The organism is Variovorax sp. WDL1 (genome assembly GCF_001541225.1).
In the GTDB taxonomy this organism is placed as follows: Bacteria; Pseudomonadota; Gammaproteobacteria; order Burkholderiales; family Burkholderiaceae_C; genus Variovorax.
Map to the genome: position 1 here is coordinate 35974 of NZ_LMTS01000324.1, position 15203 is coordinate 51176.

A 15203-nucleotide genomic window follows, 5' to 3' on the forward strand; every position below is an offset into this window, starting at 1 on the left:
TTTGGTTACAACTTGCCTGCTTTTGGGCGCATCGCACGGTGCTTCATGCCGCTACATGCCCCTGACAATGGCACAGAAACTGCATCCTCGAACGCTGCTGTATTTCCAACCACTACCAATCCTAGGAGAAGCCTGATGGCTAAGACCGTCGCCGATGTACTCAAACTCGTCAAGGAAAACGAGGTCAAGTTCGTCGACTTTCGATTCACCGACACCCGCGGCAAAGAGCAGCACGTGACCGTGCCGGTCTCGCACTTCGACGAGGGCAAGTTCAACGACGGTCACGCCTTCGACGGTTCGTCGATCGCCGGTTGGAAGGGCATCGAGGCCTCGGACATGCTGCTCATGCCCGATCCGAACACCGCCAACATCGATCCCTTCTTCGAAGAAACCACCCTGATCCTGACCTGCGACGTGGTCGACCCGACCGACGGCAAACCCTACGAGCGCGATCCGCGCTCGCTGGCCAAGCGCGCAGAGGCCTACATGAAGGCCTCCGGCCTGGGCGACACCGCCTTCTTCGGGCCGGAGCCCGAGTTCTTCGTCTTCGACGGCGTGCGCTGGCAGAACGACATGTCCGGCTGCTACGTCAAGATCGAGTCCGAAGAGGCCTCGTGGAACACCGGCAAGGAGTTCGAGCACGGCAACACCGGCCACCGCCCCGCCGTCAAGGGCGGCTACTTCCCCGTTCCGCCGGTCGACAGCTTCCAGGACATGCGCTCCGAGATGTGCCTGGTGCTCGAGTCGCTGGGCATCCCGGTCGAAGTGCATCACCACGAAGTGGCGAACGCCGGCCAGATGGAGCTCGGCACCAAGTTCAGCACGCTGATCCAGCGCGCCGACTGGGTCCAGCTGCAGAAGTACGTGATCCACAACGTGGCCCATGCCTACGGCAAGACCGCCACCTTCATGCCCAAGCCCATCGTAGGCGACAACGGCTCCGGCATGCACGTGCACCAGTCGGTCTGGAAAGACGGCAAGAACCTGTTCGCCGGCGACGGCTACGCAGGCCTGAGCGACTTCGCGCTGCACTACATCGGCGGCATCATCAAGCATGCCCGCGCGCTGAACGCCATCACCAACCCCGGCACCAACAGCTACAAGCGCCTGGTGCCCGGCTTCGAAGCCCCGGTGAAGCTGGCCTACTCGGCCAAGAACCGCTCGGCCTCGATCCGCATCCCGTTCGTGGCCAACCCGAAGGGCCGCCGCGTCGAAGCGCGCTTCCCCGATCCGATGATGAACCCCTACCTCGGCTTCGCCGCCATGCTGATGGCAGGCCTGGACGGCGTTGAGAACAAGATCCATCCGGGCGAGGCTGCCAGCAAGGACCTCTACCACCTGCCGCCGGAGGAAGACGCGCTGATCCCGACCGTGTGCCACAGCCTCGACCAGGCGCTCGACTATCTCGACAAGGACCGTGCCTTCCTGACCAAGGGCGGCGTGTTCACCGATGCATACATCGACGCCTACATCGACCTCAAGATGCAGGAAGTCACGCGCTTCCGCATGGCCACGCACCCGGTCGAGTTCGACATGTACTACTCCCTGTAAGGGCATCGCCCTCCCGGGGCGCCTTTCAGTGAAATAAAGGACGGCTTGCCGTCCTTTTTTCTTGGGGCGATGGCCTCCCGTGGTCGTGCCGTCGAATTGCACGAAAATGCCGTCCGGTTGCCCACTTTCATACGATGATCATGAAGACTTCTTTCGTTTACCTGCTGGCCGCCATGGCAGCGGCCGGCGTCCACATGCAGGCCCAGGCGCAGCAGGAACGCGTCTGGCGCTGCGGCAACGAGTACACCAACAACGCAGCCATGGCCCAGCAGCGCGGCTGCAAGGTCATGGAAGGCGGCAACGTGACCGTGGTACAGGGGAGCCGGCCGGTTGCGGCGGCTGCTCCAAGCAGCGGAAGTAGCGCCGTGCGGGCACCGGCCGGCAGCCCGCGCGTCGAAAGCGTCGACCAGCGCGCCCGCGACGGCGAAGCCCGATCGGTGCTGGAGTCCGAGCTCAAGAAGGCCGAGGAGCGCCAGGCCCAACTGCTCAGGGAATACAACAACGGCGAGCCCGAGAAGCAGGGCAGCGAGTCCCGCAACTACCAGAAGTACCTCGACCGCGTGGCCGAGATGAAGGCCGAGATCGCCCGCAACGAGAGCGACATCGCCGGCATCCGCCGGGAGATCGGCCGACTGCCGGCCGCGCGCTGATGGCCTTCGGCAAGTCCGCTGCCGCCGCCAAGCGCTTCCAGGCCTTCGACCTCCTTTCCACGCTGATCGCGGTAGTGCGCACCGACGGCTCGGTGCTCTTTGCCAATGCCGGCCTCGAGGACGCGCTGGGCACCTCGCGCCGCACGCTCGAAGGCTCGCAGTTCGGCGCCTGCTTCCACGAACCCCAGGTGCTGCGCACCGCCATCGACGGCGCTCGCAGCAACGACTTCGCCACGCTGCGCTACGAGGCCTTCCTGCGCCGCGTCAACCACGAGCTGATGCCCGTGCAGGTGACGCTCGCGCAAGGCGACCGCAAGGGCGAGCTGATCATCGAGATGTCGCCGCTCGAGCAGCAGGTGCGGCAGGACCGCGAGGAGCGCCTGCTCGACCAGGCGCAGGCCAACAAGGAGCTGATCCGCAACCTCGCGCATGAGATCAAGAACCCGCTGGGCGGCATCCGCGGCGCGGCGCAGCTGCTGCAGATGGAGGTGGAGTCGCGCGACCTGGTCGAGTACACGCAGGTCATCATCCACGAGGCCGATCGCTTGCAGACTCTCGTCGATCGCCTGCTGGCGCCGCACCGCCGCCCGCACGTGGTCGGCGACGTCAACATCCACGAAGTCTGCGAGCGCGTGCGTTCGGTGATCCTCGCCGAGTTCCCGCGCGACCTGCACATCGAACGCGACTTCGACGTATCGATTCCGGAGTTTCGCGGCGACCGCGAGCAACTCATCCAGGCCACGCTCAACATCGTCCACAACGCTGCCCAGGCGCTCGCCGAGCGGCGCGCGGCGGGCGATGCGCGCATTACCTTCAAGACTCGCATCGCGCGCCAGGTGATATTCAACAAGCAGTGGTATCGACTGGCACTGGAATTGCATGTCATCGACAATGGACCGGGTGTGCCGGACGCGATCAAGGACCGCATCTTCTATCCGCTGGTGTCGGGCAGGGAAGGCGGGACAGGCCTTGGATTGACGCTGGCACAGACTTTCGTGCAACAGCACCATGGCGTGATCGAGTGCGACAGTGTCCCGGGCCGGACTGATTTCAAGATATTGATACCGTTGCCTTAGGACAGGGAAGAAGGAACTGCATGAAGCCGATCTGGATAGTGGATGACGACCAATCGATACGCTTCGTGCTTGAGAAGGCGCTGCTGCGCGAGGACCTGCCCACCCGCAGCTTCACCAACACCCGCGAGGTGCTGGCCGCGCTCGAAGCCGCGGCCGACGACGAGATGCTCGGCCCCCAGGTACTGGTGAGCGACATCCGCATGCCAGGCGGCTCGGGCCTCGACCTGCTCGACAAGATCAAGGCCAAGCATCCCGGCCTGCCGGTCATCATCATGACCGCCTTCTCCGACCTAGACAGTGCCGTCTCGGCCTTCCAGGGCGGCGCCTTCGAGTACCTGCCCAAGCCCTTCGATCTGCCGCGCGCCGTGGAACTGATCCGCCGTGCCGTCGACGAGAGCCAGCGCGAGGAAGTGGCAGAAGAGCGCATGGCCGCCACCCCCGAAATGCTGGGCCAGGCGCCGGCCATGCAGGACGTCTTCCGCGCCATCGGGCGGCTGTCGCAGAGCAATGTGACGGTGCTGATCACCGGCGAGTCCGGCAGCGGCAAGGAACTGGTCGCACGCGCGCTGCACAAGCATTCGCCGCGCGCCAACGGGCCCTTCGTGGCCATCAACACCGCGGCGATCCCGAAGGACCTGCTCGAGAGCGAGCTCTTCGGCCACGAGCGAGGTGCCTTCACCGGCGCGCAGACCATGCGGCGCGGGCGCTTCGAGCAGGCCGAGGGCGGCACGCTCTTTCTCGACGAGATCGGCGACATGCCCTTCGACCTGCAGACGCGCCTGCTGCGCGTGCTGAGCGATGGGCACTTCTACCGTGTGGGCGGCCACAACTCGGTCAAGGCCAACGTGCGCGTGATCGCGGCCACGCACCAGGACCTGGAGCTGCGGGTGAAGCAGGGGGGCTTTCGCGAAGACCTGTTTCACCGCCTCAACGTCATCCGGCTGCGGCTGCCTGCCTTGCGCGAGCGAGGCGAGGACGTGCCTGCACTTACCCGCCACTTCCTGCAGCAGAGCGCCAAGCAGCTCGGCGTCGAGCCCAAGCGCATCTCGGACGCAGCGCTGGCGCGGCTGTCGACTTTCGCATTCCCCGGCAACGTCCGGCAGCTCGAGAACATCTGCCACTGGCTGACCGTGATGGCGCCGGCGCAGCTGATCGAGGCCAAGGACCTGCCCCCCGAGGTGATGGCCGGTGCGCCGGTCGAGGCGCCGCTCTCCGCGGCGAGCGCCGCCCCGGCGGCGGCCGGCGAACGCGAGGCTGCCGCTCCTTCAGCCGTGCCCCCCGCGGCCGCGGTGCCAGCCGCGCCGGCTGCCGCTGTAGGTCAGGTCGCCGGCTGGGAAAGCGGCTTGGAGCAGGAAGCCCAGAGCCTGCTGGCGGCCGGGCGCCACGATGTCTGGGACACGTTGTCGCGCCGCTTCGAATCGCGTCTGATCCTCACCGCCCTGGCCAACACGCGGGGCCGCCGCATCGAGGCAGCTCAGAAGCTCGGCATCGGCCGCAACACCATCACACGCAAGATCCAGGAGCTGGGCCTCGAGTAGGTCAGCGCGGGGCCGCGGCCTGTGCTCAGCGGCTGCGCTGGCCCAGCGTCAGCGTGTCGAGCTGGAACTGGCCGCTCCTGTCCCACAGCCAGGTGTCGACATAGGTGTGCGCGCCGAGCTTGCCCGGGTTCGGCAGCGGCGAGGCCTCGCGGATCAGCTCGGCAATCTTGCCGCTGACCTCCGGTGCGTGGCTTGGCGTGCGCGTGAAGTGCACGCCCTTTACCTGCCCCGTGGCGTCGATGTCGGTTTCGGTCACCACCACGGCGTACACCAACGGCGGGATCTTCCCCTTGTAGATGCGCTTGGGATAGGCGTTGTAGATGTGCCGGGCGCCGACCTTCCGATACGCGCGCACGGCCGGCGTCTGCGCGGTGATGAGGCGCACGGTGGGCACGTCGGCGGAGGGCCTGGACACTTCGTCCGCAGGCTTGTCGGCCTCGCGCGAAGCCGCGGGGCCTGCGGCGTCCGGCTTGAAGATCGAGCAGGCGGACAGAGCGAGCGTGGCCGCCAGCAGCGCGGCCTTGAATGCAGTGGTCGAAGTTTTCATGCGTCGAGCTCCAGAATCACGGGGGCATGGTCGCTGGGCTTGTCCCATTTGCGGGGGACGCGGTCGATGACGCATCCCTTCGCCCGCGGCACCAGCGGCTCGCTCACCAGGATGTGATCGATGCGCAGCCCGCGGTTCTTCTGGTAGCCCAGCATTCGGTAGTCCCACCAAGAGTAGCTCTTCTCCGGCTGCTCGAACAGGCGGAAGCTGTCCACCAGTCCGAGCTGCAGCAGGGCCTTGAAGTGCTCGCGCTCCTCGGTGGTGTGATGGATGGTCTCGGCCAGGCCCGCAGGATCGAAGCTGTCGCGGTCCTCCGGCGCGATGTTGAAGTCGCCGAGCACCGCCAGCCGCGGATGCCCCGCCATTTCTTCGCGCAGCCAGTCGCGCAGTGCTCGCAGCCAGCTCATCTTGTAGGCGAATTTTTCTGTCCCGGGCGCCTGTCCGTTGACGAAGTAGCCGTTGACAATGCGCAGCTCGCCGGACGGCGTGTCAAGCGTCGCACTGATGACGCGCGAATGGTCATCCGCGAAGCCGCCGATGTTCTTCGCGACGTCGCGCAGCGGCGCGAGGCTCAGGATCGCGACGCCGTTGTAGGTCCGCTGCCCGAACACCGCCGCGTGATAGCCGGCTGACTGCAGCACGTCCAGCGGGAACTTGTCGTCGCTCATCTTGAGCTCCTGCAGGCACAGCACGTCGACAGGGTTGGCGATCAGCCAGTCCAGCACATGCTGGAGCCGGGCGGTGAGGGAATTGACATTCCAGGTGGCAATTTTCATGAGCAGCGTGTGAACGGCTTGGGGGTGATCCAGGGGGCAGGACCGAAGCGTACCCGAGTCCCGCGGCCCTTTCCGTACGACGGGGACGCAGACTCTCGCGGCGTCAAGCAGCAGCGCCGCTCGCCACGCCTCCCAGGAGGGTCGCCTGCGAGTGGACTGTTCCACGCAGCCTATGCATCCGCAGGGCGACGTGCAGTTCGAGAAAGCGCCCGTCCTGGCGCCAGTCCTTCAGCAGGTTGTCGACCGACTCGAGTCGCTGGCGCAGGGTGTTCACGTGGATCTGCAGCGAGTCGGCGGTGGCCTTCGCGTTCTGCGCATGCTCGAGGTAGGCGAGCAGGGTGCCCGCCAGGTCGGTGCCGCGGCGCTGGTCGTTCTGCACCAGGTCGCCGACGGTCGCCTCGATGAAGCTCGCGACGTCGGCTGCGCGGCGGTGCTCGAACAGCAGCGAATACATCGACAGCGTCGCCTCGGGGACCAGCTCGCGCGATCGACCCAGTGCGCGCAGGATGTCGATGCCGCGCTTGAGCGCGCGGAAGCAATCGGGCAGCCCGTCGACCTGCGACAGCGTGCCGGAGGTCACGCCGACGGCGCCCAGCCGCGCATCGACGAGCAGCGTGGCCTGCAGCGCGCCCTGCAGCGCCTCGAAGGCGGCCTCGGGACTGATGGCGACGATGAAGCCCTCGCATTCCTCCAGCAGCGTGCCGCGCACGATGGCCGGCCGCATGCGGCGCAGCGCGTACTCGATGTGCCGCTCCTCCACGCTGAGCACGACCATGCGCAGCGGCAGCGCCAGGTCCAGCCCCAGCGGTTGCGTCCGCAGCTGCAGCGCGGCCATGGATTCCTGCTGCCAGCTCACCAGCGCCCGGATGGCGGCAGCCGATTCGCCGCTCACCACCAGCTCGCTGCGCTCCTGCGACAGCAGCACCACGCCTGCGACCAGCGCGCCGCGCTCGAAGGTGCGGATCTCGTTCGCGCTCATCGCTCGGTCCGACAGCATGAGCATGGCGCCCAGCAGGCGGTCGGCACCCATCAGCGCCGCCACGCGCAGGTAGCGGCCGGGGCCGCCGTCGACTTCGTGCGAGCGGCCGGTGCGCCGGCCTTCGGTCAGCGCGCGGTGCACCAGGTCCTGGGTGTCCGTGCTGCCCAGCAGTTCGGCCAGCCCGCTGGCAAGATGCGCGGGCGCGACCGTGGCGCGCTGGGTGGGCTGCTCGGCCTCGTCGAGCAGCACGATATGGCCGCCGAGCATCGAGGCCACCATGTTGAGGATGTCGACCACGCTGCAGCCGCGCGCGACCAGCCGCGTCATTTGCTCATGCGCCTCGGCTGCGGCCTGGATCTCCTCGGCCTGCCGGTGCAGCGAGGCGTTTGCATCACTGGCGCGCTGGAGCGCGACCTGCGCCTCCTGGAACAGGCGCGCGTTCTCGATCGCGACCGCGGCCTGTGCAGCCAGTGTCGACAGCATGGCGACCTCCCAGGGTGCATGGCGACGCGGTTGCCTGTCGCAAATGCACAGCACGCCGATGCAATGATTGCCCACCATGAGCGGTGCGCCCAGGAGCGACTGGACACCCTCCTCCTTGATCGCGAGGTCGATGCCCTGCTCGTGTGCGAAGCCATCGTCGGTCAGGTAATTGCTGCTGTGGTAGGGCGTCTTGTGCTTGAGCACGTGCCCGCAGATGCCGTGGTCCGGCGGCACGCGCACGTTCTTGAAGCGCTCCGAGATCGCTCCCTCTGTGGCACGGATATAGAAGTCGTTGCGCACCCGGTCGAAGTTCGTCAGGTAGCCGATGTCGGACGAGAAGATCTGCCGCGCGCGCCGAACGATCGCCAGCAGCACCAGCTCCAGGTCGCGGATCGACGTGAGGTCGTGCGCGCTCTCCAGCACCACCAGCAGTCCACGCTCGCGCCGCTGCTGCAGTGCCTGCTGCTCGCAGATCGCGACCGCGGCACGGATGCTGCCGGCCAGCAGCGAGCGCTGGGCCGGGTCGTGCAACGTGGCCTCCACCCGCTCCAGCATCTCGTCGAACTCGCGCGCGCTGGCGTTGCGCTGGAGCATGGCGAGCAGCTCGGACTGTAGCTCCGTGGGCACCAGCGACGAGGTTTCCGCTATCCGCTCGCCCGTGGCTGGGGGGGCGTGGCGCTCGACTGAATTCGACGTTGTCAAAGATCTCTCCCGACCCTCGCCCTGGGGACGGTGAATCTCAGTGCAAACCCTGATGTGAATCGCATCTGCACCTCAGTGATGTGTGGAGTGCCCATAAGCCTCGTGGTTTGCTGTGCTGATCCGCCATAGCAGATCGTTGGTGCGAACCGGATGATTCATGCACTCGCACATTAACAGTGAGAGACCACAGGAGACAACTCAGTGAAATCGATTGCCAGACTCATGGCGTGGGGAACGGCTCTGTTCGCCCTGGCCACCGCTGCCGTCGCCCAACCCCAGCGCCCACCCGAGATCAAGCTCGGCATGAGCACCTTCATGACCGGACCGGCCTCGGTGCTCGGCGCGCCCGCCAAGGTGGCGGCCGACATGTGGATCGAGGAATTCAATGCCGCGGGCGGCATCAACGGCACGAAGCTCAGCCCGACATGGATCGACGAAGGGCAGGGCGACGACAAGTTCCTTTCCGAATACCGCCGCCTGGCGCAGGAGCCCGGCGAGAAGCTGATGCTCTCGGCCATTTCGAGCGGCTACTGCAATGCATTGGCCCCGGTGGCCGAGGACCTGAAGGTCATCAACATCCTCTGGGAATGCTCGACCGAGAAGGTGCTGGAGGAGCGGCCCTACAAGTACGTGTTCCGTACCGGCCCCAACGCCACGATGGAGATGGTGGCGGCGGTACTGCACCTGCTGAAGCTCAAGCCCGACTTCAAGACCCTCGCGGTGGTGAACCAGGACTACGCCTGGGGCCGCGATTCCTGGGAGATCTTCCGCAACACGCTGCAGGCGCTCAAGCCCGACGTGAGGATCGTGGCCGAGCTGTTCCCGAAGTTCGGCGCCTCCGACTTCTCCACCGAGGTCACGCGGCTGCAGGCGCTGCGGCCCGACGTGGTGCTGTCCACCGCCTGGGGCGGCGATCTCGACACCTTCCTGCGCCAGGCCTCGCAGCGCGGCCTGCTCAAGTCCTCGCAGTTCGTGTTGCCGCTCGCCGACTCCTCGCTCGAACGACTGGGCGACGCAGTGCCTCCGGGCGTGATCGTCGGCTTCGTGGGCGACGGCTACTTCGCCGACCCCGAATTCGCGAACGACCCCGAGGCACGCGCCTTCGTGCGGAAGTTCAAGGAGCGCACCGGGGCTTATCCCAACTTCGCGGTCTACCACATGGTCCAGGCGCTGAAGGCCGCCACGGGTGCCTATCGGCAGGCGATCGCCGACAACAAGGGGCAGTGGCCGACCACCGACCAGCTCGCGGCCACCTTGCGCAAGCTCGAGTACCGCGGCCTGTCCCGCCCGATCCGGCTGCGCGAGGACGGGCAAGCCCTCCAGGGGCAGCTGTACGGCGTGACGGCCAAGGATGCATCGCAGCCGTTTCCGGTGGTGCGGCAACTCATCTTCTATCCGGCCGAGATCCTGGCGCCGCCGGTAGGGCAGAAGTCCGCCGAATGGGTGAAGACGCTCAAGCCGGCGCTGATGCAGAACGGTCAGATCCGGCGCGTGGGCGACTGATTCCGAAGACACGAGACGCCCATCGTTCATGGATCTGAATCTCCTCCTGCTGGCCACCGTCGACGGACTGTCGTACGCCGGCCTGCTGTTCCTCATCGCGCTCGGGTTGACCCTGATCTGCGGCGTCTTCGGCGTCATCAACGTGGCGCACGGCAGTCTCTATGCCTTCGGCGGCTACAGCGCCGCCAGCCTGCTGGCCTGGCTGCTGCCCCACACCTCGTCGACGGCCGTGCTGGTGGCCTCGCTGTTTGCCGCTGCCGCCGTCGTGGGCGGGAGCCTGGGTGCCCTGCTCGAGCGTGGCCTGCTGCGGCACTTCCAGGACCGTGATCCGGTGCTGCAGCTGCTCGTCACCTTCGCGGCCTTCATGGTGCTCGAGGACGTGCAGCGCATGGTGTGGGGTGCCACGCCCGTGAACGCGGGCGACCTGGCGACGCGCCTGGGCACCACCGAGCTGCTGGGCGTGACCTTCATGAACTACCAGCTCCTGTTCATTCCCGGCGTGGCGCTCGTCGCCTACGCGGGGCTGCAGTTCCTGCTGCGCCATTCGATCGCGGGACGCCAGATCGTGGCCGTCATCCATCACCGCGAAGTGGCCACGGCGCTGGGCATCAACGCGGCGCGCGTCGGCACGCTGACCTTCTCGCTGGCGGGCGCGCTCGGGGCCCTGGGCGGCGCGCTCTCGGTTCCGATGACCTCCTTCGTGCCGGGCCTGGGCGCCGAGATGATCGTCACCTCGTTCGCCGTCATCGCCACCGCAGGGCTCGGGCAGATCACCGGCGCGCTGGTCGCTGCGGTGCTCATCGGCATGGCCCGCTCGCTCGCGGTGTACACGCTGCCCGAGCTGGAGGTCGTGATGCCCTACCTGATGATGGTGGCGGTGCTGCTGGTCCGCCCGCACGGCCTCTTCTCCGCCGCCGCGGCACGAAGGATCTGATGCGCACCCCGGCTTCCCTCGCAGCCGTGGCGCTCGCGGTCATGCTCCTGCTCGGTGCCGGCTGGGCGTGGCCCTGGTCGCGCATGCCGATCATCACCTTCCTGTGCTTCGGCCTGGGCGCCCTCGGCCTCACGGTGCTGATGCGGGCTGGCCAGGTGTCCTTCGGCCATGCCATGTACGCGGCCATCGGCGGCTATGGCACTGCCTTCACGGTGCGCGCCTTTCCCGGCGTCGACGGCCTGGTCGCGGCAGCGGCGGGCGTGGTCGCCAGCCTGGCGGTCGGTGCGCTGGTCGCTGCCTTCGTGTCGCGCTATCGCGGCATCTTCTTCGGCATGCTGAACCTCGGCCTCTCGATGGTGCTGTTCTCGCTGGCCGGCAAGCTCTATGCATGGACCGGCGGCACCGATGGGCTTCGCTTCGAGCGGCCCTCGCTGCTGGGCATGGCGATGGAACGCGGCCAGTTCGAGCTGGCGATGCTGGTGCTGGCGCTGATGCTGGCCGTGGGCGTCACCTGGATGGTGCAGCGCTACTTCGACTCCTGCTCGGGCCAGGTCATGGTGGCGATCCGCACCAACGAGACGCGGCTGGAATACATCGGCCTGTCGGCGCGGTGGGTGCTCGCACAGGGCTATGTGCTTTCTGCCGGCCTGGTGGGCCTGGCAGGCGCGCTGCTGGCGCTGGTGCAGAGCCTGGTGACGCCCGAAAGCGGCTACTGGATCCGCTCGGGCGAGTACGTGTTCATCGCCATTCTCGGCGGCTCGGGCCACGCCTCGGGTGCATTCCTGGGCGCGGCCGTGTTCGAGCTGATCAAGCTCACGGCAGCGGCCTATTTCACCAACGCATGGCAGATCCTGCTCGGCGCCACCTTGATCGCCGTGATCTTCTTCGCCCCGCAGGGCATCGTCGGCTGGCTCCGGCGCCCGAAGCCGGCCACGCCGCAGGAGGCCTTGTGAGCGCATCAGCATCAACTACCAGGGAACTGCTGCGCACCGAGGGGCTCACCCTGCACTTCGGCGGCATCGCCGCCGCCGACGGGATCGACTTCGCGCTGGCGCATGGAGAGCACCTGGCGGTGATCGGCGCCAATGGTGCCGGCAAGACCACCTTCATCAACATCTGCACCGGCTACATCAAGCCGAGCCGAGGGCGGGTGCTGCTCGAGGGCCTGGACATCACGCGCAAGGGGCCGCGGCAGATCGCGCGCCTGGGCGTGGGCCGATCGTTCCAGCTGCCGCAGCTGTTCCTCGACCATACGGTGCGGCAGTGCCTGGAGCTGGCCTCGGTCAGCCGCCAGGGGCGGCTGTCGCGATGGACCTCGCTGGCGCGCGCCGCGGACCAGCGCGCCGTCGCCGAGATGCTGGAGCTGGTCGAGCTCGCCGGCCATGCGGACGATCCGACAGCGGCCCTGCCCGAGGGCCGGCGCAAGCTGCTGGACGTGGGCATCGCGCTGATGCTCGAGCCCAAGCTGGTGATCATGGACGAGCCGACCAGCGGCGTGTCGTCGGAAGACAAGCATGGGGTGATGCAGACGATGATGCGCGCGCTGCGGCAGCGCCGCGTCACGAGCTGGTTCGTCGAGCACGACGTCGAGATCGTGCGCCGCTACGCGACCCGCGTTGCCGCATGGATCGACGGACGCATCGCGGCGGACGGCACGCCGGACCACGTGTTCGCCGACCCGCTGGTGCGCCGCGAAGTGCTGGGGGAACGCTGATGCTGCGCATCCAATCCATGAGCATCGACCTGGCGGGTCACTCGGTGCTGCGCGGCGTCGATCTCGAACTCGAGCCGGGCCAGACGGTGGCCGTCGTCGGCCGCAACGGCGCGGGCAAGACCACGCTGCTGCGCGGCATCATGGGCCTCGTCCCGCCACGCTCGGGCCGGCTGCTGCTCGACGGCGAGGACATCACACGCAGCCCTGCGTCACGCCGTGCTGCCGCCGGCTTCGGCTACGCGCCCGAGGACCGCGTGATCCTGCCGACCCTGAGCGTCGCCCAGAACATCGCCTTGCCGTGCGAGGTGCTGCGGCTGCCGCGCCACGAGATCCGTCGCCGGATCGACGCGTTGCTTGCCAGCGTGCCGCAGATCGAGCCGATGCTCGCGCGTTCCGGTGCGGCGCTGTCCGGCGGCCAGGGAAAGATCGTCGCGCTCGCGCGCGCCCTCATGGTCGGCGTGCGCTTCGTGCTGCTGGACGAACCCTTCCAGGGGCTGGCGCCTGCATTGGCGCGCCAGTACGGGGACGCGCTGCGCGCCTTGCGGGTTTCGCACCCGCAGCTGTGCGTCGTGGTGACGGAATCGAATGCGGCGCTGCTCGAGGCGGTACAGAGCCGCACGCTGCACATCGAGCGCGGCTCGATCACGGAGGCGGCGGGCGCGACGGACGCTGATGAAGTCTCGACATGGACCCAACGGAGAACACACAAGTGAGTACTGAAACGATGCAGCTTCCGCTCGGCGAGGGGCCGCTGCGCGGCCTGGTGGTGGTCGATGTCACGCGGGTCGTGGCCGGCCCCTACTGCACCATGATGCTGGCCGACCTGGGCGCCACGGTGATCAAGGTCGAGAACCCCGCCGAACCCGACTACGTGCGCAGCTTCCCGCCCTTCGTGCAGGGCGAGACCGGCCGGGCCAGCGGGTTCTTCGCGCAATACAACCGCCACAAGCTGGGCGTGAGCCTGGACCTCAAGTCGGAGCAGGGCCGCGCCCTGCTGCGCGAGCTGGTGCGCAAGGCCGACCTGCTGGTGGAGAACTTCCGACCCGGCACCATGGAGCGCATGGGGCTGGGCTACGAGGCGCTGAAGCAATGCAACCCGCGGCTGGTCTACGTGTCGATCAGCGGCTTCGGCCAGACCGGTCCCAACTCGCGCCGGCCGGCCTACGACAACAGCGCGCAAGCGACCGGTGGCCTGTGGTCGCTGAACGGAGAGAAGGGTCGCCCGCCGCTGCGCGTGGGCACCATCATCGGCGACCTGTCGGCCTCGTTCTACGCGGCCATCGCAGCCTTGTCGGCAGTGATCCACACGCGGCACAGCGGCGAAGGCCAGTGGGTCGATGTCGCCCAGCAGGACGCGGTCGTGACGCTGACCGAGCATGCGATCGTCAACTACACGGTGGACGGAGTGGTCGGCGAGCCGCTGGGCAATGACCACCCCTTCGTGCGGCCCTACGGCCAGTACGCCTGCAAGGACGGGTTCGTCTTCTTCGGCGCCTACACCGACAAGTTCTGGCGCGAGGCGTGCCGGATCTTCGGCGAGGCATCGCTGGTCGACGACACCGAGATCGACACCATGGAAAAGCGCTTCGATCCCGAGACCTACGCGCGCCGGGTGCAGCCGATCGTGCAGCGCTGGTGCGCGCAGCACACCAAGGCCGAGCTCGAGGCCATGGCCGGCGACATCATTCCGATGACACCGATCAAGACCATTGCCGAGGTCGTCGACGACCCGCACCTGAAGGCGCGCGACATGTTCGTCTCGACGAAGATCGATGGGGCTCAGGTGCAGGTATTCGGCAGTCCGATGAAGCTGTCGGCCACGCCGGCTTGCGCAGTCGGCAGTGCGCCCGCGTTCGGCGAGCACAACGAGATCGTCCTCAAAGGCTGGTTGCGCGTTGCTGCCGCCGACTACGACCGCTACGTCGCCGAGGGAGTGATCTGATGGCAATCTCCTATGCGGTGGACGAAGGCATCGCGCACGTTCGCTTCGACCGGCCCGAGAAGCTCAATGCGCTGACGCTCGCCATGTACGAGGAGCTCGCGCAGTGCTTCGCCCGCGCGAACGACGACCCGCAGGTGCGGGTTGTGCTGCTCGGCGGCAACGGCGACCGCGCCTTCTGCGTCGGTGCCGACCTGGGCGAGTCGATCCCGGCGCTGGCAGAAGGGCGCTTCGACATCTCGGAATGGGATGGCGCCCACATCAAGCAGCCGGGCTTCTACAAGCCGGTGGTCGCCGCGATCAACGGGCTGTGCATGGGAGGCGGCTTCGAGATCATGCTGGCCGCGGACATCCGGATCGCTTCGGAGACAGCCGTGTTCGCGCTGCCCGAGGCCTCGCTCGGCTTCACGCCGGCCGGGGGCACCCTGGTGCGGCTGGTGCGCCAGATCCCCTACGCGCTGGCGATGGAGCTGATGCTCACGGCCGAACGCTTTCCCGCACGCCGGCTGGCCGAGATGGGCCTGCTGAACCGCGTGGTGCCGCCCGGCGAACTGGAGGCTGCGGCGCTGTCCTGTGCCCGAGGCATCGCGCAGAAGGGGCGCGTGGCCGTGTCGGTCATCAAGGAGGCGGCGCTCACGCTCGGGCACCTGCCCTTCGACGAAGCCTTCCGCCGCGAGGCCGTGCTCGGCCAACGCGCCTTCACCAGCGACGAGGCCCGGGAGGGCCTGCGCCGCTTCCTGTCGCGCGATCGGACCGGGTCCTCGCCGGGCTGAGCCCGTCGCGCCGTTGCATCCGGCTCCCGCCCACTCAT

At 67.5% G+C, this 15203-nt stretch carries 14 protein-coding genes; 11 read left to right on the forward strand and 3 right to left on the reverse strand.

Annotated elements, in window-relative coordinates; genetic code table 11:
* Positions 1–135 precede the first annotated feature (135 nt).
* The 4 genes from glnA (at position 136) to ntrC (ending at position 4815) form a co-directional block, all read left to right on the forward strand.
* A complete protein-coding gene (gene glnA / locus APY03_RS36500) occupies positions 136–1551 on the forward strand; it encodes a type I glutamate--ammonia ligase (RefSeq protein WP_068685180.1) in 1416 nt (471 codons plus the stop codon).
* Positions 1552–1691: 140 nt separating this feature from the next.
* Positions 1692–2201, forward strand: a complete 510-nt coding sequence (locus APY03_RS36505; RefSeq protein ID WP_068685332.1) for a hypothetical protein — start codon at positions 1692–1694, stop codon at positions 2199–2201.
* Complete coding sequence (gene glnL / locus APY03_RS36510; RefSeq protein WP_068685182.1) at positions 2201–3277, forward strand: nitrogen regulation protein NR(II); 1077 nt, start codon at positions 2201–2203, stop codon at positions 3275–3277. The genes APY03_RS36505 and glnL overlap by 1 nt, the downstream gene beginning before the upstream one ends.
* Positions 3278–3297: 20 nt before the next feature.
* On the forward strand, positions 3298–4815 hold the full coding sequence (ntrC, locus tag APY03_RS36515) for a nitrogen regulation protein NR(I) (RefSeq protein WP_068685184.1): 1518 nt from the start codon (positions 3298–3300) through the stop codon (positions 4813–4815).
* A gap of 25 nt (positions 4816–4840) precedes the next feature.
* On the opposite strand, the gene APY03_RS36520 is transcribed toward ntrC, so the two are convergent.
* From APY03_RS36520 to APY03_RS36530, 3 genes are all read right to left on the reverse strand, one after another.
* Entirely contained in the window at positions 4841–5362 is a 522-nt protein-coding gene (locus APY03_RS36520; RefSeq protein ID WP_068685186.1) for a hypothetical protein, read from the reverse strand.
* Entirely contained in the window at positions 5359–6138 is a 780-nt protein-coding gene (xth, locus tag APY03_RS36525) for an exodeoxyribonuclease III (RefSeq protein WP_068685188.1), read from the reverse strand. The genes APY03_RS36520 and xth overlap by 4 nt, the downstream gene beginning before the upstream one ends.
* 103 nt (positions 6139–6241) lie before the next feature.
* On the reverse strand, positions 6242–8227 hold the full coding sequence (locus APY03_RS36530) for a helix-turn-helix domain-containing protein (protein ID WP_146039320.1): 1986 nt from the start codon (positions 8225–8227) through the stop codon (positions 6242–6244).
* A gap of 276 nt (positions 8228–8503) precedes the next feature.
* Here APY03_RS36530 and APY03_RS36535 point away from each other — a divergent pair, with 276 nt between their 5' ends.
* Genes APY03_RS36535 through APY03_RS36565 form a run of 7 tightly spaced genes read left to right on the forward strand, consistent with a single transcriptional unit; the run spans position 8504 to position 15165 of the window.
* Positions 8504–9805, forward strand: coding sequence for an ABC transporter substrate-binding protein (locus tag APY03_RS36535; RefSeq protein ID WP_083944824.1), 1302 nt, complete (start codon positions 8504–8506; stop codon positions 9803–9805).
* A 28-nt stretch (positions 9806–9833) separates the two neighbouring features.
* Positions 9834–10739 (forward strand): branched-chain amino acid ABC transporter permease, encoded by a 906-nt coding sequence (locus tag APY03_RS36540; RefSeq protein WP_068685195.1) that lies wholly within the window; start codon positions 9834–9836, stop codon positions 10737–10739.
* Complete coding sequence (locus APY03_RS36545) at positions 10739–11692, forward strand: branched-chain amino acid ABC transporter permease (protein WP_068685197.1); 954 nt, start codon at positions 10739–10741, stop codon at positions 11690–11692. The genes APY03_RS36540 and APY03_RS36545 overlap by 1 nt, the downstream gene beginning before the upstream one ends.
* Positions 11689–12453 carry an ABC transporter ATP-binding protein gene (locus APY03_RS36550; RefSeq protein WP_068685199.1) on the forward strand — a complete coding sequence of 255 codons (765 nt, stop codon included), beginning with the start codon at positions 11689–11691 and terminating at the stop codon, positions 12451–12453. Before APY03_RS36545 ends, APY03_RS36550 begins: the two co-directional genes overlap by 4 nt.
* A complete protein-coding gene (locus APY03_RS36555) occupies positions 12453–13166 on the forward strand; it encodes an ABC transporter ATP-binding protein (RefSeq protein ID WP_083944827.1) in 714 nt (237 codons plus the stop codon). The genes APY03_RS36550 and APY03_RS36555 overlap by 1 nt, the downstream gene beginning before the upstream one ends.
* A complete protein-coding gene (locus APY03_RS36560) occupies positions 13163–14395 on the forward strand; it encodes a CaiB/BaiF CoA transferase family protein (RefSeq protein WP_232081129.1) in 1233 nt (410 codons plus the stop codon). Before APY03_RS36555 ends, APY03_RS36560 begins: the two co-directional genes overlap by 4 nt.
* Positions 14395–15165, forward strand: a complete 771-nt coding sequence (locus tag APY03_RS36565; RefSeq protein WP_068685203.1) for an enoyl-CoA hydratase/isomerase family protein — start codon at positions 14395–14397, stop codon at positions 15163–15165. The genes APY03_RS36560 and APY03_RS36565 overlap by 1 nt, the downstream gene beginning before the upstream one ends.
* Positions 15166–15203 lie beyond the last annotated feature (38 nt).